The following is a 22930-nucleotide window of genomic DNA, read 5'->3' as shown; positions in this document are numbered from 1 at the left end:
GAACGTCGTTCCCGCCTTCGCGGGAACGACGTTTCTACGTTAACGTGATTGCACGCTAGCGTCGTCGAACGCTTATGCAATTTTCTTTTTCGGACGATTGTGCAATCCCGGTCGATTTTTCGGCATGGGCAGCGCGCACGTACCCCTCCATACTGGCTCCACTGTCCAATCACATCAAGGAGCCAATCATGCAAGACCAACTGTCCAAAGTCGTCCTGATCACCGGCGCCAGCAGCGGCATCGGCGAAGCCACCGCCCGCCACCTTGCCGCGCTCGGCCACCGCGTAGTGCTGGGCGCCCGGCGCACCGAACGCCTGGTCGCGCTGGCCGCCGACATCCGCGAAGCCGGCGGCGTGGCCGACGTCGCCCAACTGGATGTGACGAGCCTGGAGAGCATGCGCGAGTTCGTCGCCTTCGCCGTCGAGCGCCACGGCCAGGTCGACGTGCTGGTCAATAATGCGGGCGTGATGCCGCTGTCGAAACTCGAGGCACTCAAGATCGACGAATGGAACCGCATGATCGACGTGAACATCCGCGGTGTATTGCACGGCATCGCCACCGTGCTGCCGGGCATGCAGGCGCGGCGCAGCGGCCAGTTCATTAATATCGCGTCGATCGGCGCCTATGCCGTCAGCCCCACGGCCGCCGTGTACTGCGCCACCAAGTTCGCGGTGGCCGCCATCACCGAAGGCCTGCGCCAGGAAGTGGGCGGCGACATCCGCGTGACGCTGGTCTCGCCGGGCGTGGTGGAATCGGAACTGGCGGACACGATCTCGGACGGCCTCGCCCGCGACACGATGCGCGAATTCCGCAAGGTGGCGATCAAGCCGGAAGCCATCGCGCGCGCCATCGCCTTCGCCATCGAACAGCCGGCCGACGTCGATGTCAGCGAAATGATCGTGCGCCCGACCGCCAGTCCTTACTGATTCACGCGGGGATCTTGAGACCCTTCTGCACCGACGGCCGCGCCAGGAAGCGCGCCAGCGTGGCCGTCACGTGCGTGAAGTCGGTAGCGCCGACCAGCTCGCTCGCTTCGTAGAAGGTGAACAGGTTGTTAATCCACGGGAAGATCGCAATGTCGGCGATCGTGAATTCCTCGCCTGCGATCCAGGCATGGCGCGCCAGCTGGGCATCGACCACGCCCAGCAGGCGGCGCGATTCCGCCACGTAGCGGTCGCGCGGACGCTTGTCTTCATACTCCTTGCCGGCGAATTTGGTGAAGAAGCCGACCTGCCCGAACATGGGCCCGATCCCGCCGATCTGGAACATCAGCCACTGGATCGCGTGGTAGCGCGCGGCCGGGTCCTTCGGCAGCAGCTGGCCCGACTTGTCGGCCAGGTAGATCAGGATGGCGCCCGATTCGAACAGCGCGAGCGGCTTGCCGCCCGGGCCGTCGGGATCGAGGATGGCGGGGATTTTATTGTTCGGGTTGAGCGACAGGAAGGCCGGCGAATTCTGATCGTCCTTCGAGAAATCGACCTTGTGCACCTCATAAGGCATGCCGATCTCTTCGAGCATGATCGGGATCTTGACCCCGTTCGGCGTCGGCAGCGAATACAGCTGCAAGCGCTCGGGATGTTGCGCTGGCCATTTCTCGGTGATGGGGAAAGCGGACAGGTCGGACATAGCGTAGGCACCTCGTCGGTTGGACAGGATGCCTACGATAGCGCATATCGGGGCCGGTTGCTTGTACCGGGCTGCCGGTGGATCAACCGAACAGTTTGTTCGCCGTCTTCGCGATCAGCTCGCCCTGGAAGCGCGCGCCGCCCAGGCCTTTTTCGCTCGGCTGGCGCTGGCCCTGGCCGCCGGCGATGGTGGTGGCGCCATACGGGCTGCCACCGACGATCTCGTCCAGCGTCATCTGGTCCTGGTAGCTGTACGGAAGGCCGACGATGGTCATGCCGAAGTGCAGCAGGTTGGTGATGATCGAGAACAGGGTCGCTTCCTGGCCGCCGTGCTGGGTGGCGGTCGAGGTGAAGGCGCCGCCGACCTTGCCGTTGAGCGCGCCGCGCGCCCACAGGCCGCCGGTCTGGTCGAGGAAGGCCGCCATCTGGCCCGGCATGCGGCCATAGCGGGTCGGCGCGCCGACGATGATGGCGTCGTAATGCTCCAGCTCATCGACCTTGGCGACCGGCGCGGCCTGCTCCAGCTTGAAGTGGGCGCCCTTGGCGACGTCCTCGGGGACGGTTTCGGGAACCCGCTTGACGTCGACCGTCGCGCCCGTGCTGCGCGCGCCTTCAGCGACGGCATTCGCCATCGTCTCGATGTGGCCATACGACGAGTAATACAGAACCAGTACCTTTGCCATTGACTTGCCTCCATGAGTGGGTGTCTGGACGGCCATTGTAGCCACAATGGCGTAACGTCCGTTTTCGGTAACACATGGATTGTGCAGGCCGGGCGGCCCGCACGCATTACGGCTTAAGTCAGAGCCAGACGATGAAGGCGATCAGGGCGACGACCAGCGCCACGCGGGTGATGTTGTAGGCGGTCTTGTTCCAGGCCTTGAAGCGGCGCCGGTACTGGCCGGCATAGAAGGAGATGCGGAACAGCTTGCTCACCAGGCCGACCTGGTCGCCGGTCTCGTTCGGCGAAGCGGCGGCGGTCATGACGGTGCGGCCAAACCAGCGGTTGAAAGCGCCCATCCAGCGGTAGCGCATCGGCCGCTCGACGTCGCAGAACAGGATCACGCGGTCGCTCTCGCTGCCATTGATGGCCCAGTGGATGAAGGTTTCGTCGAACACCACGCCCTGGCCGTCGCGCCAGCTGTGGCGCTCGCCGTCGACCTCGATGAAGCAGCGGTCGTCGTTCGGCGTGGCCAGGCCCAGGTGGTAGCGCATCGAGCCGGCGAACGGGTCGCGGTGCGGGTTCAGCTTGCCGCCCGGCGGCAGCTCGGCGAACATCGCGGCCTTGACCGACGGGATCGATTGCAGCAAGGCGTAGGTCTGCGGGCACAGGCGTTCGGCCGACGGATGGCTGGCGTCGTACCACTTGAGGTAGAAGCGCTTCCAGCCGTTCTTGAAGAAGGAATTGAAGCCGGCATCGTCGTTCTGCTCGGCGGCCTTGATCTTCTTGAGCGCGAGCAGGTTCTCGGCTTCGGCACGGATGATCGGCCAGTTCTCTTGCAGGCGCGCCAGTTCGGGGAACTCGCTCACCGGGATGAAGGGCGTGCTCGGCACCTTCGAGAACTTGTGCATGAAGATGTTGATCGGCGCCATGAACGACGAGTGGTCGAAAATCTGGCGGCGGAACGGCAGGCGCACACGCCCGCGGAAGTGGATGTGCAGGATGGACAGAATATAGAAACCTACCACTACCCACTTCATCGCATTCTCCATCGCAGCCACGTCCACGGCTGACTACCTTGATCAAGGACGCAGGATACCACATCGGCTACCCGGCCGTGGAGGGCCTGCCGACTTGTGAAAGAGCGGAAACGGGTGCGCCACACCGACTGCGAAACACGGCGTCGGGCGGCGCCGGCGCGCGGGAAACTGGCCCCCGTGCCGGCGGTAGCGGGCATTGCCCGCCAGGAAAATGTCAGTGCAGTACCGACGTCATCGCATAGCCTTTTTCGGCGATCTGGCCGTTGAGGTTATCGATGTCGAAATCTTCGATCTGGTCGGCATTGTCGTCGACCTCGAAGGCGCGGGCTTCGATTTCCCAATCGGTATTGGTGGCTTCCTCGGGGATGTTCTTGGCTTCGGGCACGGCCAGGTACGAGAATTTGCCGTCGTGTTCGGCTCTGCGGTAAATATCCAGGCGCATAGTCATTTTCCTCTATTAATGCGCACTTTCCGGATGAAAGCGCGCAGCTCCACAGTAGAAGATCGCGTGGCCAACGTCTGTTATTTGCCGAACATTCTGCCGAACGCCCCAATATCCTTCAGCGCACCGGCTGGTGGCCGAGCACGCGCGCGGGCAGCATGACGATGGCGCGCAGCAGGCTGAACACGGCATCGACGCCGATGCCCAGCAGGCGCAGCGGCAGCAACAGCAGCCACACCACAGGATACAGTACCAGGGCAAGCAGCGCGATTGGCCAGCAAAGGAACAGCAGGACCAACCATACCAGGAAACTCAGCATTGTCTTCCTCCATGAGAAACATCGGCATGGTCGACAATGTAGGCGGAAGGCCATCATGGGGCCAGCGCTGTGCGATGAACGGGGGAAAAGACGGTATGAACGGTAGAGGGCAGCCGTGACCCGCTGCGCTGGCACGTCGTCCCCGCGCAGGCGGGGACCCAAGTAGTCGGCCAACCACTGACGGATATCGCAGTAGCTGTGCGGGCAAGCTTGGGTCCCCGCCTCCGCGGGGACGACCTGGATCAGGTTTCGCGTCAGGCGACGGCCGCGGCTTCCTGCATGGCCGGAGCGTGGGCGTCCGTGGCCTCCTGCTGGCGCATCACCTCGGCCTTGATCGACGCTTGCAGCGACGGGATCGAGCCACCGGCGCGGTAGGCGAAGGACACCCGCAGCAGGTCGCCGGCCTTGACTTCGAGCGGCCGGTACAACGGCAGGGTCATGTAGTGGTTGAGCCAATCGATGGTGGTCGAGCGCTCCGGCACGATCGCCAGCACGTTCTTGGTCACGAAGCGCAGCGCGTTCAGGGTGCCGCCCTGCTCGACCACGAACGAGCCTTCCCAGGCGATCAGGCCATCGACCGGCTGGCTGAAATCGAGGATGCTGTAGACGGCCGGCTGGGCCAGCTCGACCGTGGCCGGCTGGACCACGCCGGTTTCCTGGAACTGGACGATCGGGGCGTGGAAGCCGTCGAAATCGTATTCCTGCTGCAGGGGCTGGGCCGCCATGATCACGGCCTCGGGCATGAACATCGGCAGCGGGCCGCCGAACTTGGCCAGGTAGCGGCGCTTGAACGACTCGATCACCTCGACCTGCTTTTCGCGCAGCATGCCCACGTGGATCATCTCGCAGATCACGACGTCGACCGGCTCCGGCGGCAGGTAATCGAAGGCGTCGGCGTGCACCACCTCGACCTTGTGGCCGTTCTCGTTCATCGCCAGGAAGCGGCGCGCTTCCATGACCATGTCGGGGTTGAACTCGACGCAATAGACTTTCGAGGCGCTCTGGGCCGCGAAGAAGGACAGCACGCCGGTACCGCCGCCCAGCTCCAGCACTTTCGCGCCGGGGAAGACCGCGTAATGGATGGCGGCCTTGAAGCTGTGCATCCGGTTCTTGTCCATCAGCATATTGTGATGGTAGTGGACTGGAATGAACTGCCCCAGGTAGCAGCTTTCGATTTCGCGTTCGTTGAGCATGGGTATCCTTGATTGGTCGGGTGGTCGTTTGACCGTGGAACCATTATGGATACACTTGCCCCCACGCAATTGGTCGAGCTGAGAGCGTTTTACCGTCCAATTCGCAATTCGTCCGCCAGTTTCTCCCGGCCCGCCTGCTTGGCAATCTGGGCCGCCGTGTGTCCTTCGGTGTTCTTGAGGCCGACTTTCGCGCCACGCGCCAGCAGCAGGCGCGCAGTCGATTCCTGCCCCTCGCGCGCGGCCAGCATCAGCGGCGTGAAGGCGCCGCTGGCGCGCGGCGACAGCGCGTCGATCTGGGCGCCGCGCTCGATCAGCAGTTGCGCGATCTTCTCGTCGCCGCTGGCGGCGGCATAGTGCAGCGCAGTCCACCCCGGCTGGTTGACCTTCGCGCCCTTGGCCAGCAGCGCGCGCACCACGTCCTCGTCGCGTTTGAAGGCGGCCATCATCAGCGCCGTGTTGCCGTTCAGCGCCTGGCGCTCGAGGTCGGTGCCGGGATGGCGCAGCAGCTCGCGCACCACTTCGCGCGATCCCTCGCGGATCGCCAGCACCAGCGGCGGCTCGCCGCCCAGCGGGTTCAACTCATTGGCGTTGACGACCGCGCCGACCATCGTGCGCACCGTGTCGGCATCGTCCAGCTGCACGGCGCGGAAGAAGGCCGTCACCTGCTGCTCGCTCGGCGGCGGTGGCGCGGCATGGGCGCTGGCCATCACGGCAAACAGCAGGCTGGTGGCAAGCAAGCGGCGGATCGGCATCGGTCAGCTCCTGGCGGTATTAAACAGCTTGAAGAAATTCTCGCTGGTGCGCTCGGCAACCTCGCGCAGCGAGACACCCTTGAGCGTGGCGATGTACTCGGCCACGTGGGCCACATAGCCCGGCTCGTTCATACGGCCGCGGAACGGCACCGGCGCCAGGTAGGGCGAGTCGGTCTCGATCAGCATGCGGTCGAGCGGCACGGCAAGCGCCACCGCCTGCAACTCCTTGGCGCTTTTAAACGTGACGATGCCCGAGAACGAGATGTAGAAACCCTGCTCCATGGCGGCTTCGGCCACCGCGAGCGATTCGGTGAAGCAGTGCATGACGCCGGCCACGCCGCCTGCACCCGTGCCGGCGCCCTCTTCCTTCATCAGGCGGATCGTGTCCTCGCTGGCCGCGCGGGTATGGATGATCAGCGGCTTGCGGGTCTCGCGCGAGGCGCGGATATGGACGCGGAAGCGCTCGCGCTGCCATTCCAGATCGCCCTCGAGGCGGTAGTAGTCGAGGCCGGTCTCGCCGATGGCGACGATCTTCGGGTGATTTGCCAGTTCGACCAGTTGCTGCACGGTCGGTTCCGGCGTGTCTTCGTAGTCGGGATGGACGCCGACCGAGGCGAAGATATGGGGATGCTGCTCGGCCAGCGCGAGCACTTGCGGGAAGTCCGGCAAATCCACCGACACGCACAGGGCGTGCATCACCTTGTTCTCGGCCATCTTGGCCAGGACCTCGGGCATGCGGGCTGCCAGCTCCGGGAAATTGATATGGCAATGGGAATCGATAAACATCCCGCCATTGTACAAGACCCCAGGCCAGCGATCCGCGCCCCCTCGCAAACCACCGTCACCCCCTCGCAAACCACCGTCACCCCCGCGCAAACCACCTTCACCCCCGCGCAACCCACCGTCGCCCCCGCGAAGGCGGGGGCCCAAGTTCACCTCAGCCCACCCGCTTGCCGAGAATGATCAGGTCGCGCTCGATCCCATCGAGATTGGCCACGCGCGGAAAATTGGCCCAGGTCTCGAAGCCATATTTGCGGAACAGCGCCAGGCTCGGCTGGTTATGGCCAAAGATGAAGCCCAGCAAGGTATGCACCTTGACCTCGGGCGCGTGGGCAATCGCCAGATCCAGGCAATACCGCCCCAGGCCCTGGCCGCGCGCCTGCTCGGCGATATAGATCGACACCTCGGCCGTGCCCGAATACGCCGGCCGGCCATAGAAATTGGAATACGACAGCCAGCCCAGCACGACCGGCTGCTCGCTGCGGTCATCCGCATCGTGGATGACCCACAGCGGCCGGCGCTCCGGCGTATGGTCGCGGAACCAGGCTTCGCGCGACTGGACAGTGATGGGTTCGGTGTCGGCGGTGACTTCGCGCGAAGCGATGGTGGAATTGTAGATGTCGACGATGGCTGGCAGGTCGTCGAATCGGGCCAGGCGATGAACGTAGGAAGGCATGCAGCGTGGTGATGGAAGTTACAGGGTATGGGTAGCGCGCGAGGACCGCAGCGCCGCGCCGAGGATCTCTTCGATGCGGGCCTTGGCGCGCTGGCCGGCCTCGTCGGCCGGAAAATGCACGCCAATGCCTTGCGCCTTGTTGTTGTTGGCGCCGCTCGGCGTGATCCAGGCCACGGTGCCGGCGATCGGGTATTTATTGGGGTCGTCCATCAGCGCCAGGATCAGGTAGATCTCGTCGCCGATCTTGTAGGGCTTATTGGTGGGCACGAACATGCCGCCATTCTTGAGGAAGGGCATATAGGCCGCATACAGCGCCGCCTTTTCCTTGATCGCCAGCGACAGCACCGATGGCCGCGGGGCCTGGGCTGCGTTCGTCTCTGGCTGGCTGGCGCTCATCGTGATCCTTTCATGTGCAGCACGCAGTGTACTCAAGCAGCATATCTTCGACAAACAATTTTGCCGACAAAGGATGATCCGCCACAGCGCGCCGCTCGTTCATGGCCTTGATGGCGCGCAGCAGGCTTGCCGCCGGGGCCCGGCCGGCAAGCGCGGCCAGTTCTTTTTGATAACGCGGGTAGTAGCGGATATTGCCAGACAGCTTGTATGAAAATACATCGTACAGCCAGCGCTGGGTCCAGGAAACCAGGGCCGGCAGCTCGGCCTTGGCCAGCTTGTCGGCGGCGCGCAGCGCGCTGTCCGGCGCCGGGCGGGCCAGGAACTGCAGCAGCGCTTCCATGTCCTCGCGGCTGCCGTTGTTCGACTCGGCCAGGGCCGCCAGCGGCGCCCCGCCCTGCTCGCGCAGCCAGCTGTCGGCGTCCGGCACGCCCTGCTCCCTGAGCCAGGCCAGGGCCTCGTCATGCCCCGGCATCGGCAGCGCGAACTTGCGGCAGCGCGACAGGATCGTCGGTAGCAGCCGGTCCAGGCTGTTGGACGAGAGCAGGAACACGGTGCCGGGCGGCGGCTCTTCCAGCGTTTTCAGCAAGGCATTCGAGGCGGGCATGTTCAGCGCCTCGGCCGGATACAGCACCACCACCCGCAAGCCCTGGCGGTGGGTCGAGATATTCATGAAGTCCGCCAGGTTGCGGATCTGCTCGATCTTGATCTCTTTCGACGGCGCCCGGGTCGACTTCGACTTGCGTTCGCCGTCGCCTTCTTCGCCCTCGGCCGGCAACTCGTCTTCCAGCGCCTCGGGCCGCACACGGCGGTAGTCCGGGTGGTTGTGCTGGACGAACCAGCCGCAGGACGCGCAAGCGCCGCAGGCATGGCCGTCGGGCCGCGGGCTTTCGCACAGCAGGGCCTGGGCGAAGGCTTCGATAAAGCCGGCCTTGCCGGTGCCGGCCGGGCCATGGAACAGGATCGCATGCGGCATGCGCGCGCGCATTTGCTGCAGCTGCGACCAGGCGGCGCCGTGCCATGGGTACATCGTCACAACAGTTTCTCCAGTACCTGGCCCAGCTCGGCCTGGATCTCGGCGATGCTGCGCGTCGAGTCGATCACGGCGAAGCGCTCGGGGAATTGCGCGGCGCGGCGCAGGTATTCCGCGCGGCAGCGGGCGAAGAAATCGGACTGCTCGCGTTCGAATTTATCCAGCGTGCGGGTCGCATTCAGGCGCTGGCGCGCCACTTCGAGCGGCACGTCGAACAGCAGGGTCAGGTCGGGCTGCAGGTCGTGGTGGACCCAGGCCTCGAGCGCCTCCAGTTTGCCGCGCGCCAGGCCGCGCCCGCCGCTCTGGTAGGCGAAGCTGGCGTCGGTGAAGCGGTCCGACAGCACCCAGTTGCCTTCGGCGAGATTGGGCGCGATGACTTGCGCGATGTGCTCGCGCCGGCTGGCGAACATCAGCAGCGCTTCGGTTTCGAGATGCATCTGCTCATGCAGCAAGTGGTCGCGCAGTTTCTCGCCCAGCGGCGTGCCGCCCGGCTCGCGCGAGGCGACCACGTTCTTGCCGCGCGCCACCAGGAAATCGGTGACGAATCCGATATGGGTCGATTTCCCGGCGCCGTCGATGCCTTCGAATGTGATGAACTTGCCCTGCATGTAAAGCCTTGAATCTGATTATTGGGTGGTGATGCCGCGCTGGTAGCGGTTGACGGCCCGGTTATGGTCGGGCAGGTTGTTCGAGAACTGGCTGGTGCCGTCGCCGCGCGCGACGAAGTACAAGGCCGGCGTCTCGGCCGGCTCCAGCGCCGCATGCAGCGACTGCAGGCCGGGCAGCGCAATCGGGGTCGGCGGCAGGCCGCCGCGCGTATAGGTATTGTACGGGGTGTCGGTCTGCAGGTCCTTCTTGCGGATCTGGCCCGCATAGCTGGCGCCCATGCCGTAGATCACGGTCGGGTCGGTCTGCAGCAGCATGCCGGTGCGCAGGCGGTTGACGAACACGCCCGCGATCATGTTGCGCTCGCTTTTCTGGCCGGTTTCCTTCTCGACGATCGAGGCCATGATCAAGGCCTCGTACGGGCTCTTGTAGGGCAGCGCCTTGTTGCGCTTTTCCCAGGCCGCGTTCAGGTGGTCCAGCATGGCCTGGTGGGCGCGGCGGTAGATCTCGATCTCGGACGAGCCCTTGGCGAACAGGTAGGTATCGGGGAAGAACATGCCCTCCGGCTCCTTGAACTCGGTCGAGATCTTTGCCATCAATTCCTGGTCGGTCAGCTTGACGGTATCGTGCTTGAGCCGGTCGTGGCCGCTGATTGCCTGGCGCATCTGGCGGAAGGTCCAGCCTTCGATGATGGTCACCGCCTCGTGCGAGAACTCGCCGTTCACCAGTTGGGTGAGCAGGCGGCGCGGACTGGTATTGGGTTTCAGCTCGTAGCTGCCGGCCTTGATGCGGCCGGCGTCGCCCGTCAGGCGCGCCAGCAGCCGGAACATGGTCGGGTTGATCGGCACGCCCGCCGCCACCATCTGCTGGGCGCTGGCCGCGACCCCGCTGCCGGGATTGATCGTGAATTCGATCGGCTCACCGCCGGTCGTCAGCGAATGCTTGGTCCACCACGAGAATCCGCCTGCAGCCACCAGCGTAACGACGACGCCGGCGACAAATAATTTTTTTATGAGTGCCATGTGTTCTGTGCAGGGGAATCTGCAGGCGCGAATGCCGTTTGCGGCACGCTCGGCGCGATTTCCCCGACAACTCTATAATGAGGCCGTAATGATAAAGCCTAATTGCCAAAATATTTCGGATTTTCATGAGTAACTGGACAGACCACCTCGCCACGCACGGCGCCCGCTTTCATATTGATGAAGCAACGCAAGTCGACGACTTCGGCCAGCCACTCGATACCGACGCGCTCGCGGCCGGTTTCGTGGCCACCGTGACCGACCAGGGTTTGATTGCCGTGGCTGGCGAAGAAGCCGCCAAATTCCTGCACGCCCAGCTCACCAACGACGTCGAGCACTTGCAGCAAACCGAGGCGCGCTTCGCCGGTTTCTGCACCCCGAAAGGCCGTCTGCAAGCCAGTTTCCTGATGTGGCGCGATGCGGACGCCGTGTATTTGCAGCTGCCGCGCGCCATCCAGGCCCCGCTGCAAAAACGCCTGTCGATGTTTGTGCTGCGCAGCAAAGCCAAGCTGCGCGACGCCACCGACGAAGCGCCATTCACGGCCGTCCTGGGTCTTGGCGGCGCCAAGGCATTGGCGGTGCTGGGGCGCTTCGTCAATACGTTGCCAGCCGCGCCGATGAGCGCCGCCAGCGGCGAGTTCGGCACCGTGCTGCGCCTGAACGACGCCTTTGGCGCGCCGCGCTATCTGTGGCTCGCCACGGCCGACGCAGCCAGCGCCGCCCTGCCCGCTCTCAAGGCCGAGCTGGCCCTGGGCGGCAACCAGGCCTGGCGCCTGGCCGCAATCCACGCCGGCGAGCCGCAGGTGGATGCGGCCACGCAAGAGCAGTTCGTGCCGCAGATGGTCAACCTCGAACTGCTGGGCGGCGTCAATTTCAAGAAGGGCTGCTACCCGGGCCAGGAAATCGTCGCGCGCACCAAATACCTCGGCAAGATCAAGCGCCGTACGGCGCTGGCCGCCATCGACAATGCCGCCGCGCGCGCCGGCGACGAAGTGTTTTCCACGGCCGACCCGGACCAGCCCTGCGGCATGGTCGTCAACGCCGCGCCGAACGGCCGCGGCGGCGCCGATGCGCTGGTCGAGATCAAGCTGGCGGCGCTGGGCGAGGACGTGCGCCTGGGTTCGAGTGCCGGCGCGCAGCTGCGCTTCCTGCCCATGCCCTATAGCCTCGACGCGGTCGACGACTAGCGATGCAAGACTTCTACGTCTACTACAAGGTGCGCGCCATCGATGCCGCCACGCTGGCGCCGCTGGTGCACGCCATGCAGCGCCGCCTGGCGCAGGACGCCGGCGTGCAGGTCCAGCTCAAGCGCCGCCCGCAAGACCAGGACGGCCTGCAGACCTGGATGGAAGTCTACCCGGGCGTCACCGACGCCTTCCCGGCGCAGCTCGCACAGGCGGTCGACGCCGCCGGCATCGCGCCCCATCTCGCGGGACCGCGCCGTCTCGAAATCTTCACGGACCTGCCATGTGCCTGATCGTCTTCGCCTGGCACGTCGTCCCCGGCATGCCCGTCATTGCCTGCGCCAACCGCGACGAGTTCTATGACCGTCCGGCCACCCCGGCCGGCCCCTGGCCGCATGCGCCGCACGTGATCGCGGGCCGCGACCTGCAGGGCGGCGGCAGCTGGATGGGCGTGTCGGTCACCGGCCCCACCGGCCCGCGCTTCGCGGCCCTGACCAATATCCGCGCCCCTGGCGAACGCCGGGTCGACGCGCCGTCGCGCGGCGCACTGGTGGCCGACTACCTGCGCGGCGAACTCGATGCGGCGGCCTACGTGGCGGAACTGGCGGCGCGCCCCGACCTGTACAACGGCTACAACCTGGTGCTGGGCGACCGCGAGACCCTGTACTGGTACTCCAACCGCGGCCAGGACGACCCGCGCAACGGCCAGCCGCTCGAGCGCGGGCGCATCTACGGCATCTCGAACGGTTTGCTGGATACGCCGTGGCCCAAGGTGCTGCGCACCAAGGCGCAGTTCGCGAGCCTGCTGTGCCAGGGAGCGCCCGAGGATGCGTATTTCGAAATGCTGGCCGACACCACCCGCGCGCCGGACGTGCGGCTGCCCGAGACCGGGATGCCGATCGAGGTCGAGCGCATGCTGTCGCCGGTGTGCATCGAGTCGCCCGGCTATGGCACGCGCACCTCGACCGTGGTCAAGCTGTATCGGGATGCGGCGCCGGAATTGCATGAGCGGGTGGTGCAGCCGGGGGTTGTTGCCGCGGCTTGACGAAAGGGGGGGGTCCTCGGCCGTCATTTACGCTGGTGGGTGCTCGGAGGGCTTGGGTTCCCGCCTCCGCGGGAACGACGGTCTTCGGATTAGTGGCAAATTTCGACGTTCCCCGTTTTGTCCGCACGTCGTTCCCGCGGAGGCGGGAACCCAAGTCAGCCGCACACCGCCACCATTATTCCAGCCCGCCTCAGCGCCGCCCCTTCATGCCAGCCTTGAGGATTTCCTTCAAATGCGGCGTCGCCGCATACGGATCGGCCGGCGGCCGCGCGTGCACCAGCGCATCCATGCGCTCGGCCACCGCCCCCAGTGCCTGCGGGTGCGAATACACGTAGAAACGCTCTTCGCGGATCGCATCGAAAGTCAGGCGCGCGACGTCCGCCGCCGATACCTTGCCCGACCCGACCGCCTTCTCGGTCAGCGCCTGGGCCGCCATCTGGCTCGCGGTCATGATCTCGTCGGTGCGCAGTTCGTCCGGCCGGTGGCGGTGCGATTGCGCGATCGCGGTCGGGATGAAATACGGGCACAGCACCGAGGTGCCGATCGGCGCATCGACCAGCTTGAGGTCGTGGTACAGGGTTTCGGTCAGCGCCACCACCGCGTGCTTCGAGACGTTATAGATGCCCAGCGCCGGCGAGTTGAGCAGGCCGGCCATCGAGGCCGTATTGACGATCCAGCCGCGGTAGCCCGGGTCCTGGGCCGCGCATTCGAGCATCACGCGGGTGAACACGCGCACGCCGTGGATCGCGCCCCACAGGTTCACGCCCAGTACCCACTCCCAGTCTTCCTCGGAGTTCTCCCAAACCAGCCCGCCCGCGCCGACGCCGGCATTATTGAACACCAGGTGCACGGCGCCGAAGCGCGCCATCGCCGAATCGGCCAGTTCCTGCACGTGGGCGCCCTTGCGCACGTCGCACACCATCGCCAGCACTTCGCCCTGCCGCGACAATTCGTCGGCCGCCTTCTCGAGCGGTTTCTGCTGGACGTCGGCCAGCACCAGTTTCATGCCCAGGCTGCTCGCGAGATTGGCGAACTCGCGCCCCATGCCACTGGCCGCACCCGTGATGACTACGACCTTGCCGTTAAATTCGTCCATCTGCCTCCCCTTCCTGCTGTTCTAGACGGCCGTGACACCGCCGTCGACGGCCAGGATCTGTCCGGTGATGTGCTTGCCGGCATCCGAGGCGAACAGCACCACCGCGCCCTTCAGGTCTTCGTCGTCGCCCAGGCGCCCCAGCGGCGCATGGGCGGCCAGGCCGTCGGCGCCATAGGTGGCCAATACGCCCCTGGTCATCTTCGACGGGAAGAAGCCGGGCGCGATCGAGTTGACCGTGATGCCGTAGCGCCCCCATTCGCCGGCCAGCGTACGGGTGAAATTTACCACCGCGCCCTTGGACGTGTTGTACGCCAGCGTCTGCATCGCATCGGGCGGATTCCCGGCCAGGCCGGCGATCGACGAGATATTGACGATGCGCCCGTAGCGGCGCGGGATCATGGACAGCTTTCCGACCGCCTGCGACACCAGGAATACCGAGCGCACATTCAGGTTCATCACCTTGTCCCAGGCCTCGAGCGGGTAATCCTCGGCCGGCGCGCCCCAGGTGGCGCCGGCATTGTTGAGCAGGATGTCGACATGGCCAAGGCGGGCGATGGCGGTTTCGACCAGGGCCTGGGCCTGGGCCGGGTCGGACAGGTCGCCCGCGAAGCAGCTCGCCTCGATGCCGAGCTCGTGCAGCCTGGCCACCGTGGCGTCGAGCTCGTCCTGCTTGCGCGATGCGATCACCAGCCGCGCGCCCTGCTCGCCGAGCGCCTGCGCCATCTGCAGGCCCAGCCCGCGCGAACCGCCGGTGACGATGGCGGTCTTGCCCTTCAGTGAAAACAGTTCCTGGGTGGTGCGCATGGGTTCTCCAGCGTGATCGTGATCAGGAATTGGGTCGGGGAGCCGCTCAGACCTCGTAGTCCATGCACTGGCGCGCTTCGCGGATGGCGCCGATGAAGGGCACGACGGCCTGGTGGGTCGGGTGCTTGATGTAAGCGTCGAGGGCGGCGCGGTCGGCGAATTCCGAGTACAGCACCACGTCGTAGGTCGCTTCGAGGTCGGGCTGGGCGATGGTGACTTCGAAGGTCAGGATGCCCGGAACGATGGCCGCGCATTCGTCGAGCCGGCGCTTCATCTCGCGCGCATTGGCGGCGCGGTCGGCGCCCTCGGCCTGTTCCTTCAACTTCCACATCACGATGTGCTTGATCATTCTTTTGTTCCTGTTTTATTCATGGTGGGTCGCCTCGCGGCCCTGGCCGCGAAGCCGATCGAGCATAGCATAGCGTCAGTACGACGGTTCGCGAAGAATATTGAATTTAGTTATCGGCTTATCTATCAGATTAGATAGGAGGATTCTCTCCTATGAGCGGGGTCTTGTCCGACACGTCAAAGCGACATACGGGATTGCATGAGTCAGCTACATGTAAGCTGGTTGCAAGATTCGCGTAAGGTTTGAAGCGCACAGTGAAGTTAGCTGACCAACAATCAGCATTTCCGGTTACACAAACAAAATACGGAGACACCCATGGCTATCACACCCGGCAACACTGTCGGAGGACAAGCTGCACCGACCTCCGCCGGACTCACCAAGGAAGAACGCAAGGTCATTGCCGCTTCTTCCCTCGGCACCGTTTTCGAATGGTACGACTTTTACCTGTACGGCTCGCTCGCCACCATCATCGCCAAGCAATTCTTCATTGGCGACCCCAATACCACCTTCATCTTCGCCCTGCTCGCCTTCGCGGCCGGCTTCATCGTGCGCCCGTTCGGCGCACTGGTGTTCGGCCGCCTGGGCGACATGATCGGGCGTAAGTACACCTTCCTGGTGACCATCCTGCTGATGGGCGCCTCGACCTTCCTGGTCGGCATCCTGCCGAGCTATTCGCAGATCGGCATCGCAGCGCCGATCATCCTGGTTACGCTGCGCATCCTGCAAGGCCTGGCCCTGGGCGGCGAGTACGGCGGCGCCGCCACCTATGTGGCCGAGCACGCGCCGCACGGCAAGCGCGGCCTGTTCACGGCCTTCATCCAGACCACCGCGACGATCGGCCTGTTCCTGTCGATCCTGGTCATCCTGGGCACCCGCACCCTGACCGGCGAAGAAGAATTCCAGGCCTGGGGCTGGCGCATTCCCTTCCTGATCTCGGTCATTCTGCTCGGCATCTCGGTCTGGATCCGCCTGTCGATGAACGAGTCGCCGGCCTTCGCCAAGATGAAGGCCGAGGGCAAGACCTCGAAAGCGCCGCTGTCCGAAGCCTTCCTCAAGCCGAAGAACGCCAAGGTCGCCCTGCTGGCGCTGGTCGGCCTGACGATGGGCCAGGCCGTGGTGTGGTACACCGGCCAGTTCTATGCGCTGTTCTTCCTGACCAAGACGCTCAAGATCGCCGAGCCGACCGCCAACGTCCTGATCGCGATCGCGCTGCTGCTGGCGACCCCGTTCTTCATCATATTCGGCGCGCTGTCGGACAAGATCGGCCGCAAGTGGATCATCCTCGGCGGCTGCGTAATCGCCGCCGCCACCTACTTCCCGATCTTCAAGGCCATCACCCACTACGGCAACCCGGCGCTCGAAGCCGCCCTGCGCAGCGCGCCGGTGGTGGTCGTGGCCGACCCCGCAACCTGCAGCTTCCAGATCGACGCCACCGGCACCAAGAAATTCCCGAACTCGTGCGACATCGCTACGCGCATGCTGACCGCCGCCTCGGTGAGCTACAACCGCGTCGATGCGCCACCGGGCACGGTTGCGACCATCAAGATCGGCGAGACCGAGTTCAAATCCTTCAACGCCGTCATGACGCAGGATAACCTGAACTTCGACAAGGCATCGCTGGCCAGCGAGACCGCGCTCAAGGCCGAAGTGAACGGCGCACTGAAAGCGGCCGGCTACCCCGACAAGGCCGACCCGGCGCAGATCAACAAGCCGATGCTGGTGGTGTTCCTGTTCATCCTGGTGCTGTACGTGACCATGGTGTACGGCCCGATCGCGGCGATGCTGGTCGAGATGTTCCCGACCCGGATCCGCTACACCTCGATGTCGCTGCCGTATCACATCGGTAACGGCTGGTTCGGCGGGCTGCTGCCAACGACCGCATTCGCACTGGTGGCGTTCAAGGGCGACATCTATTACGGCCTGTGGTATCCGATCGTCATCGCGGTGATTACCTTCGTGATCGGCGGACTGTTCATCAGGGAGACCAAGGACAATAATATCTACGCCAACGACTGAGGCCGCGAGGCCACCATGAAAAATGCCGCTGGAACTCCAGCGGCATTTTTTTTGATCCAGCCCGGTTTCGCAACAATCAGCCGTTGAAGCCCTGCCCCAGCGCCGCCAGCCGCGCCAGATGCGGCGCCGGCTGCCAGGCATCGCCCTGGCGGCCGCGTCCGAATCCCTCGATCGCAGCCAACACCTTTGGCAGCCCGACCGTGTCGGCATACAGCATCGGCCCGCCGCGGTGCAGCGGGAAACCGTAGCCGCTCAGGTAGACCATATCGATGTCGGACGCCCGCAGCGCGATGCCCTCTTCCAGGATCTTCGCTCCCTCGTTCACCAGCGCATACACCAGGCGGTCGACGATTTCGTCGTCCGCGATCGCGCGGCGCTGCACGCCGATATCGGCCGAATGGCGCACGATCATCTCGTCCACCACGGCCGAAGGAAGCGCCTTGCGCTCGCCCGCCTGGAAGTCGTACCAGCCAGCGCCAGTCTTCTGTCCAAAACGCCCCTGTTCGCACAGCAGGTCGGGCAGCTTCGAATACGTAAAGCCCGGCGCCTCGAGCGCGCGCCGCTTGCGGATATGCCAGCCGATGTCATTGCCGGCCAGGTCGCTCATGCGGAATGGCCCCATCGCGAAGCCGAAGGCCTCGATCGCGCGGTCGACCTGCTCCGGCAACGCGCCTTCTTCGAGCAGGAAGTAAGCCTGGCGCAGATACTGTTCCAGCATGCGGTTGCCGATGAAGCCGTCGCACACGCCGGCCACCACGCCGGTCTTCTTCAGCCTTTTCGACAGCGCCAGCGCCGTGGCCAGCACGTCCTTGCCGGTCTGCGCGCCACGCACGATCTCGAGCAGTTTCATCACGTGCGCGGGGCTGAAGAAATGCAGGCCGATCACGTCCTGCGGACGGTTGGTGAAGGCGGCGATCCGGTTCACGTCGAGCGTCGAGGTATTGGTGGCGAGGATCGCTCCCGGTTTCATGACCTTGTCCAGTTCGCGGAATACCAGCTCCTTGACGTCCATGTCCTCGAACACCGCCTCGACCACGATATCGGCTGCGGCGATGGCGTCGTAGGACAGCGTCCCGCCGATCAGCGCCATGCGCTGTTCCAGCTTGTCCTGCGCCAGCTTGCCCTTCCTGACGCTGCCTTCGTACAGCTTGCGGATACCGGCCAGGCCCTTGTCGAGCGCGTCCTGCTTCATTTCGAGGATCGTGACCGGGATGCCGGCATTGGCGAAGTTCATCGCGATACCCGCGCCCATGGTGCCGGCGCCCACCACCGCCGCCGTGGCGATGGTGCGTAGCGGCGTGTCGGCCGGCACGTCCGGCACCTTGCCGGCGGAGCGCTCGGCAAAGAAGGCATGGCGCAGCGCCTTCGATTCACTCGTCGTCGTCAGATGGATGAAGCGTTCGCGCTCGAAGCGCAGGCCGTCCTCGAACGAGTCGGCCGTCACCGAAGCGGCCACCGCTTCCACGCAGGCGCGCGGCGCCGGGAACGGGCCGGCCGTGGCCTCCACCCTGGTCCGCGCCGACGCCAGGAAAGCGGCAGCGTCGGGGTGCTCGACCGCGCGTTCGCGCACCTTCGGCAGCGGACGCGCGGCGGCGATCTTTTCGGCGAAGGCGATGGCGGCCGGCAGCAGCTCGGCGCCTGGCGCGAACACCTCGTCGAACAGGGGCGTGCCGGCCAGCTTGTCGGACAGGACCGGGACGCCGCCCAGGATCATTTCCAGCGCCTGTTCCAGGCCCAGCAGGCGCGGCAGGCGCTGGGTGCCGCCGGCGCCTGGGATCAGGCCCAGCTTCACTTCGGGCAGCGCGATCTGGGCGCCGGGGAGGGCCACGCGGTAGTGGCAGCCCAGCGCCAGCTCCAGGCCACCGCCCATGGCAACGCCGTGGATGGCCGCCACAATGGGTTTCGAGGAGCCCTCGACCGCCCGGATCAGCGAGTGCAGGGTCGGCTCCGTGAGCGCCTTCGGCGAATTGAATTCGCGGATGTCGGCGCCGCCCGAAAAGGCCTTGCCGGCGCCGGTGAGCACGATCGCCGTCACCGCAGGGTCACGCTCGGCGTCCTGCACGCCCTGCACCGCGGCCGCGCGGGTCGCAAGTCCCAGGCCGTTGACCGGCGGGTTGTTCAGGGTGATGACGGCAACGCTGCCGTGGACCTGGTAGTCGGCGCTCATGTCTCTTGTTCTCCTTGTAGGTGGTACTGGCTGAGCAGTCCACTATACCGCAGAAAATGCACGAACGTACTATTCAGGCAACGGTCGATTGCCTGTCAAAAACCTCAGAATTCGCGCTGCTGGCGGGCCCGATCGATCTTCTGGTCGGTCTTGTACTGGCTCAGGGCGTACACGGCCCAGATCGCTGCCGGCAGCCAGCCGATCAGGGTCACTTGCAGGATCAGGCAGATGATGCCAGCGACCGGGCGGCCGATGGTGAAGAAGGTCAGCCAGGGAAGGATAAGGGCGATAAGCAGGCGCATGGTAATCCTGTAGAGAGGTTTGTCGAATTTGACAACAGTCTAGCCGCTACGCTCCGGGTACCGTGTTCCGATTGGATGCCGCCGCCTGCGCGCGCAGCCAGGCCAAGGCCGCCCCGACCTCGTCGGACGGCGCCTGCCCGGCGCTGCGCACCAGGTGATACACATGGCCCGGCAGTTGCGGGCCGAAAGGCTGCACCAGGCGGCCGGCGGCCAGGTCGTCGGCCACCAGTTCCAGGCTCAGGAGCGCGATGCCCTGGCCCGCCAGCGCCGCCTGGATCGCATGGCCTTCGTCCGAAAACTTCAATTGGCCACCCGGCGCGCGCCACGGCAGGCCGGCCGCCGCATGCCAGGCCTCCCAGGTCGGGTTCTGCGGGTCAAGGCGGGTCCAGGAAAAGGAAACCAAGGGGAGGCGCGCCAGATCGCCGACACCTTCCACGTCCAGGCCAGGACTGGCCACCGGCGCGAAGCGGTCGGCGAACAGGGCTTCGGCCACCGCACCGGGATACGGGCCGCGGCCGTAGCGGATCGCGATATCGACCGCATTGCCCGCGACGTCCACGGTGGCGTCGGACGCGTGCAATTGCAGGTCGATGCCGGGATGCCGCGCCTGGAAGCTGGCCACGCGCGGCGCCAGCCACTTGGCGGTGAAGGCGCTGGTCGCCGAGATCGTCACCTCGCGCCTTTTGCTCGCCGCGCCCAGTCCCGCGAGCGCCGCCTCGAAGGCATTGAAGCCGTCACGCAGGACCGGATACAGGCGCTCGCCGGCCTCGGTCAGCGCCACCTTGCGCACCTCGCGCCGGAACAGCGCCTGCCCGGTGCTCTCCTCGAGCACGCGGATCTGGTGACTGACGGCGGTGGGCGTCACCCCGAGTTCGCTGGCGGCCTGTTTGAAACTGCCGTGGCGGGCGGCGGCTTCGAAGGCGCGCAGGGACGAAAGCGGCAGGTGTCGGCGCATGACGATGGATGAAATGAACTCATCTTATGCCTGACGATTTCGAGTTTGTCAACGCCTTGCGCCAACCGTATCTTGAGCACCTGGCCGCAGCGGGCGGCCCTTCATCCACCTTCCAAAGGACACCATCATGCTCGAACGCATCGTTACCCAACCCGACAACTACGCACCCTTCCTGCTCTCGCAAGGCATCAAATTCGGCAACCTGCTGTTCATCTCGGGCCAGGCCGGCGCCGCCGACGACGGCAAGATCGTCGAGGGCGGCTTCCGGGCCCAGGGCGAACAGGCGTTCGCCAATCTGTGCCGCGCGCTCGAGGCAGGCGGCTCGAGCCTGGCCGACGTGGTGAAAGTCACGATCTTCGTCACCGACATGGGACATTTCGACGAAGTGGTCGCGCTGCGCCGCAAATACTTCAGCGCGCCCTACCCGGCCGACACCATCGCCGAGATCAAGGCCCTGTACGATCCGGCCGCGTCGATCGAGATCGAGGCCATTGCGGCTGTCGCCGAAGGGAGCCGTTGAGATCCGCGCCGAACCGACCGCCACCACCATGCTTGCCACCCCGTTCGAACTCGGCGCCCTGCGGCTGCGCAACCGGGTCGCCGTCGCGCCGATGACCCGCGTCAGCGCCAGCGCCGAGGGCCTGGCCACCAGCCAGATGGCCGACTACTACGGCAGCTTCGCCGCCGGCGGTTTCGCGCTGGTGACGACCGAAGGCATCTATACCGACGAAGCCTGGTCGCAGGGCTACCTGTTCCAGCCGGGCCTGGCCAACAATGCCCAGCGCGATGCCTGGCGGCCCGTGATCGATGCGGTCCACCGCCATGGCGCCGCCTTCGTCGCCCAGTTGATGCACGCCGGAGCGCTATCGCAGGGCAACCGCTTCCGCACCGACACCCGGGCGCCGTCGGCCGTCCAGCCGAAAGGCGCGCAGATGGCCTTCTACCGTGGCGAAGGCGCCTATCCGGCGCCGCGCGAGATGAGCGAGGCCGAGACCGTCCAGGCGGTCGATGGCTTCGTCCAGTCGGCGCGGCGCGCACGCGAAGCCGGATTCGACGGTGTCGAGATCCACGGCGCCAATGGCTACCTGCTCGACCAGTTCCTGACCGAAGGCGTGAACCTGCGCCGCGATGGCTATGGCGGAGAGGCGCTGTGCCGCCTGCGCCTGATCCGCGACACGGTAATGGCCGTGCGCCAGGAGGTGGGTGACGACTTCACGCTCGGCCTGCGCATCTCGCAAGGCAAGGTCAACGACTTCACCCATAAATGGCGCGGCGAGCAGGAAGCGGCCGACATCTTCGGCGCGCTGGGCGAGCTGCCGCTGGACTACCTGCACGTGACTGAATTCGAAGCCTGGCAGCCGGCTTTCGGCACTGGCCCCAGCCTGGCGGCGCTGGCGCGGCGCCACGGCGGATTGCCGGTCATGGCCAACGGCTCGCTGCACGACCCGGCCCGCGCGGAGGCGTTGCTAACCACTGGTTCGGCCGACCTGGTGTCGCTGGGCCGCGGAGCCTTGACCCATGCCGACTGGCCGCAGCGGGTAAAGCAGGACTTGCCGCTCGACGCTTTCGACCGCGGCCTGCTGTCGCCGCTGGCGGATCTGGACAATGCCGCGCGTCGCCGCAGCGAAGCGGTTCGATCCTAGCGTTCAGCCACGTGCACCGTGGCCTTCACGTGCTTCAGGCTCGCCACGATCGTGAAGGTCATGATCACCAGCAGCGACCACGAACTCCACTTGCTCAGGTGGACGCTGGACCACGCCCCGAGCTGGTTCGGATAACGCCACACACCCCAGAAGGTGCCGATGTTCTCGGCCAGCCAGATGAAGAAGCCGGTCAGCACGAAGCCGAGCAGCAGCGGCATGCGGCGGTCGCGGTCCAGCGGCCGGAACACGACCTCGGTGCGGGCATACAGGCCCAGTGCGCAGGCGGCGAGGTACCAGCGGTAGTCGCCGATATAGTGGTGGGTGAAGAAGTTCAGGTAGATCAGGATGGCGATACAGGTCGCCATCCAGTACGGCGGATGATGCCGTACCCGCAGGTCGAGCAGGCGCCAGGCCTGGATGATGTAGCTGCCGACCGAGGCGTACATAAAGCCGGCGAACAGCGGCACGCCCCACACCTTGGTGTACGCAAAATCGGGATAGCTCCACGACCCGATACTGCCCGACACCTTGAATACCTCCAGCGCGAAGCCGATCACGTGGAACAGCGAGACCGCCTTCAGTTCGTCCCAGGTTTCGAGCCTGGACCAGACCATGCCGGCCTGGATCGCCAGCGCCACCACCAGCAGCACGTCGTAGCGCGGAACGCCGAACACTCCGGCGCGCGGCGTCAGGACCATCGCCAGGAAGAAGCCGGCCACGAACAGGCAGGCGCGCGCTTCCTTGATCCCGAAGTACAGGAACTCGACCAGGCCGCGGCGCGCGCCGCTGAGCGGCCGTGCGCGCGCATCCATCAGGTGGCGGTCGAAGGC

General features: G+C 65.5%; 27 protein-coding genes. 7 read left to right on the top strand and 20 right to left on the bottom strand.

Going from position 1 to position 22930, the window contains the following annotated elements; translation table 11 throughout:
* Nucleotides 1-188: 188 nt before the first annotated feature.
* Nucleotides 189-926, top strand: coding sequence for an SDR family oxidoreductase (locus tag Q9246_RS10915; RefSeq protein ID WP_306397568.1), 738 nt, complete (start codon nucleotides 189-191; stop codon nucleotides 924-926).
* 1 nt (nucleotide 927) lies between these two features.
* Here Q9246_RS10915 and Q9246_RS10910 read toward each other — a convergent pair whose 3' ends face one another.
* From Q9246_RS10910 to mltG, 13 genes are all read right to left on the bottom strand, one after another.
* Entirely contained in the window at nucleotides 928-1626 is a 699-nt protein-coding gene (locus tag Q9246_RS10910) for a glutathione binding-like protein (protein WP_306397567.1), read from the bottom strand.
* An 82-nt stretch (nucleotides 1627-1708) separates the two neighbouring features.
* Entirely contained in the window at nucleotides 1709-2308 is a 600-nt protein-coding gene (wrbA, locus tag Q9246_RS10905; protein WP_306397566.1) for an NAD(P)H:quinone oxidoreductase, read from the bottom strand.
* Between the two features lie 118 nt (nucleotides 2309-2426).
* Entirely contained in the window at nucleotides 2427-3326 is a 900-nt protein-coding gene (gene lpxO, locus Q9246_RS10900) for a lipid A hydroxylase LpxO (RefSeq protein ID WP_306397565.1), read from the bottom strand.
* A 214-nt stretch (nucleotides 3327-3540) separates the two neighbouring features.
* On the bottom strand, nucleotides 3541-3768 hold the full coding sequence (locus tag Q9246_RS10895; RefSeq protein ID WP_109343563.1) for a DUF6139 family protein: 228 nt from the start codon (nucleotides 3766-3768) through the stop codon (nucleotides 3541-3543).
* 118 nt (nucleotides 3769-3886) lie between these two features.
* On the bottom strand, nucleotides 3887-4087 hold the full coding sequence (locus tag Q9246_RS10890; RefSeq protein WP_306397564.1) for a hypothetical protein: 201 nt from the start codon (nucleotides 4085-4087) through the stop codon (nucleotides 3887-3889).
* A gap of 254 nt (nucleotides 4088-4341) precedes the next feature.
* The gene (locus Q9246_RS10885; RefSeq protein ID WP_306397563.1) at nucleotides 4342-5280 is read right to left on the bottom strand and encodes a class I SAM-dependent methyltransferase; all 939 of its coding nucleotides are present in this window, start codon (nucleotides 5278-5280) and stop codon (nucleotides 4342-4344) included.
* An 89-nt stretch (nucleotides 5281-5369) separates the two neighbouring features.
* The gene (locus Q9246_RS10880) at nucleotides 5370-6032 is read right to left on the bottom strand and encodes an ankyrin repeat domain-containing protein (RefSeq protein WP_306397562.1); all 663 of its coding nucleotides are present in this window, start codon (nucleotides 6030-6032) and stop codon (nucleotides 5370-5372) included.
* Nucleotides 6033-6035: 3 nt separating this feature from the next.
* Nucleotides 6036-6818 carry a TatD family hydrolase gene (locus Q9246_RS10875; RefSeq protein WP_306397561.1) on the bottom strand — a complete coding sequence of 261 codons (783 nt, stop codon included), beginning with the start codon at nucleotides 6816-6818 and terminating at the stop codon, nucleotides 6036-6038.
* 151 nt (nucleotides 6819-6969) lie between these two features.
* Nucleotides 6970-7488, bottom strand: a complete 519-nt coding sequence (locus tag Q9246_RS10870) for a GNAT family N-acetyltransferase (RefSeq protein WP_306397560.1) — start codon at nucleotides 7486-7488, stop codon at nucleotides 6970-6972.
* Nucleotides 7489-7506: 18 nt separating this feature from the next.
* Nucleotides 7507-7884 (bottom strand): PilZ domain-containing protein, encoded by a 378-nt coding sequence (locus Q9246_RS10865; RefSeq protein WP_306397559.1) that lies wholly within the window; start codon nucleotides 7882-7884, stop codon nucleotides 7507-7509.
* A gap of 10 nt (nucleotides 7885-7894) precedes the next feature.
* Nucleotides 7895-8911, bottom strand: a complete 1017-nt coding sequence (locus Q9246_RS10860) for a DNA polymerase III subunit delta' (protein WP_306398142.1) — start codon at nucleotides 8909-8911, stop codon at nucleotides 7895-7897.
* 2 nt (nucleotides 8912-8913) lie between these two features.
* Complete coding sequence (tmk, locus tag Q9246_RS10855; RefSeq protein ID WP_306397558.1) at nucleotides 8914-9522, bottom strand: dTMP kinase; 609 nt, start codon at nucleotides 9520-9522, stop codon at nucleotides 8914-8916.
* Nucleotides 9523-9540: 18 nt separating this feature from the next.
* The gene (gene mltG, locus Q9246_RS10850; protein WP_306397557.1) at nucleotides 9541-10542 is read right to left on the bottom strand and encodes an endolytic transglycosylase MltG; all 1002 of its coding nucleotides are present in this window, start codon (nucleotides 10540-10542) and stop codon (nucleotides 9541-9543) included.
* 125 nt (nucleotides 10543-10667) lie between these two features.
* Between mltG and ygfZ the strand changes: the two genes are divergently transcribed.
* The 3 genes from ygfZ to Q9246_RS10835 are packed head-to-tail and all read left to right on the top strand — an operon-like array spanning nucleotide 10668 to nucleotide 12768.
* Nucleotides 10668-11726, top strand: coding sequence for a CAF17-like 4Fe-4S cluster assembly/insertion protein YgfZ (gene ygfZ, locus Q9246_RS10845; RefSeq protein ID WP_306397556.1), 1059 nt, complete (start codon nucleotides 10668-10670; stop codon nucleotides 11724-11726).
* Nucleotides 11727-11728: 2 nt separating this feature from the next.
* Entirely contained in the window at nucleotides 11729-12016 is a 288-nt protein-coding gene (locus Q9246_RS10840; RefSeq protein ID WP_306397555.1) for a DUF4936 family protein, read from the top strand.
* Nucleotides 12007-12768, top strand: coding sequence for an NRDE family protein (locus Q9246_RS10835; protein WP_306397554.1), 762 nt, complete (start codon nucleotides 12007-12009; stop codon nucleotides 12766-12768). The genes Q9246_RS10840 and Q9246_RS10835 overlap by 10 nt, the downstream gene beginning before the upstream one ends.
* 190 nt (nucleotides 12769-12958) lie before the next feature.
* On the opposite strand, the gene Q9246_RS10830 is transcribed toward Q9246_RS10835, so the two are convergent.
* Genes Q9246_RS10830 through Q9246_RS10820 form a run of 3 tightly spaced genes read right to left on the bottom strand, consistent with a single transcriptional unit; the run spans nucleotide 12959 to nucleotide 15017 of the window.
* Nucleotides 12959-13864: an SDR family oxidoreductase gene (locus tag Q9246_RS10830; RefSeq protein ID WP_306397553.1), complete on the bottom strand. Its 906-nt coding sequence runs from the start codon at nucleotides 13862-13864 to the stop codon at nucleotides 12959-12961.
* Nucleotides 13865-13885: 21 nt separating this feature from the next.
* The gene (locus Q9246_RS10825; RefSeq protein ID WP_306397552.1) at nucleotides 13886-14668 is read right to left on the bottom strand and encodes an SDR family oxidoreductase; all 783 of its coding nucleotides are present in this window, start codon (nucleotides 14666-14668) and stop codon (nucleotides 13886-13888) included.
* Between the two features lie 46 nt (nucleotides 14669-14714).
* A complete protein-coding gene (locus tag Q9246_RS10820; RefSeq protein WP_306397551.1) occupies nucleotides 14715-15017 on the bottom strand; it encodes a Dabb family protein in 303 nt (100 codons plus the stop codon).
* A gap of 315 nt (nucleotides 15018-15332) precedes the next feature.
* Between Q9246_RS10820 and Q9246_RS10815 the strand changes: the two genes are divergently transcribed.
* Nucleotides 15333-17033 (top strand): MFS transporter, encoded by a 1701-nt coding sequence (locus Q9246_RS10815; protein WP_306397550.1) that lies wholly within the window; start codon nucleotides 15333-15335, stop codon nucleotides 17031-17033.
* Between the two features lie 76 nt (nucleotides 17034-17109).
* Here the strand turns inward: Q9246_RS10815 and Q9246_RS10810 are convergent, their stop codons facing one another.
* The 3 genes from Q9246_RS10810 to Q9246_RS10800 all read right to left on the bottom strand — a co-directional run bounded on the left by Q9246_RS10810 (nucleotide 17110) and on the right by Q9246_RS10800 (nucleotide 20457).
* Nucleotides 17110-19200, bottom strand: coding sequence for a 3-hydroxyacyl-CoA dehydrogenase NAD-binding domain-containing protein (locus Q9246_RS10810; protein WP_306397549.1), 2091 nt, complete (start codon nucleotides 19198-19200; stop codon nucleotides 17110-17112).
* Nucleotides 19201-19304: 104 nt separating this feature from the next.
* Nucleotides 19305-19502 (bottom strand): YqaE/Pmp3 family membrane protein, encoded by a 198-nt coding sequence (locus tag Q9246_RS10805; RefSeq protein ID WP_306397548.1) that lies wholly within the window; start codon nucleotides 19500-19502, stop codon nucleotides 19305-19307.
* A 46-nt stretch (nucleotides 19503-19548) separates the two neighbouring features.
* A complete protein-coding gene (locus Q9246_RS10800) occupies nucleotides 19549-20457 on the bottom strand; it encodes a LysR substrate-binding domain-containing protein (RefSeq protein WP_306397547.1) in 909 nt (302 codons plus the stop codon).
* 127 nt (nucleotides 20458-20584) lie between these two features.
* Here Q9246_RS10800 and Q9246_RS10795 point away from each other — a divergent pair, with 127 nt between their 5' ends.
* Together Q9246_RS10795 and Q9246_RS10790 are read left to right on the top strand one after the other, a co-directional pair.
* Nucleotides 20585-20977: a RidA family protein gene (locus Q9246_RS10795; RefSeq protein ID WP_306397546.1), complete on the top strand. Its 393-nt coding sequence runs from the start codon at nucleotides 20585-20587 to the stop codon at nucleotides 20975-20977.
* Between the two features lie 28 nt (nucleotides 20978-21005).
* A complete protein-coding gene (locus tag Q9246_RS10790) occupies nucleotides 21006-22100 on the top strand; it encodes an NADH:flavin oxidoreductase (protein ID WP_306397545.1) in 1095 nt (364 codons plus the stop codon).
* Here Q9246_RS10790 and Q9246_RS10785 read toward each other — a convergent pair.
* Nucleotides 22097-22912: a DUF817 domain-containing protein gene (locus Q9246_RS10785; protein ID WP_306398141.1), complete on the bottom strand. Its 816-nt coding sequence runs from the start codon at nucleotides 22910-22912 to the stop codon at nucleotides 22097-22099. The genes Q9246_RS10790 and Q9246_RS10785 overlap by 4 nt on opposite strands.
* Nucleotides 22913-22930: the final 18 nt, after the last annotated feature.

It is taken from the genome of Telluria beijingensis (genome assembly GCF_030770395.1).
GTDB classification, from domain to species: Bacteria; Pseudomonadota; Gammaproteobacteria; order Burkholderiales; family Burkholderiaceae_D; genus Telluria; species Telluria beijingensis.
Note: the sequence above shows the minus strand (reverse complement) of the source record. Positions and strands in the feature narration are given on the sequence as shown.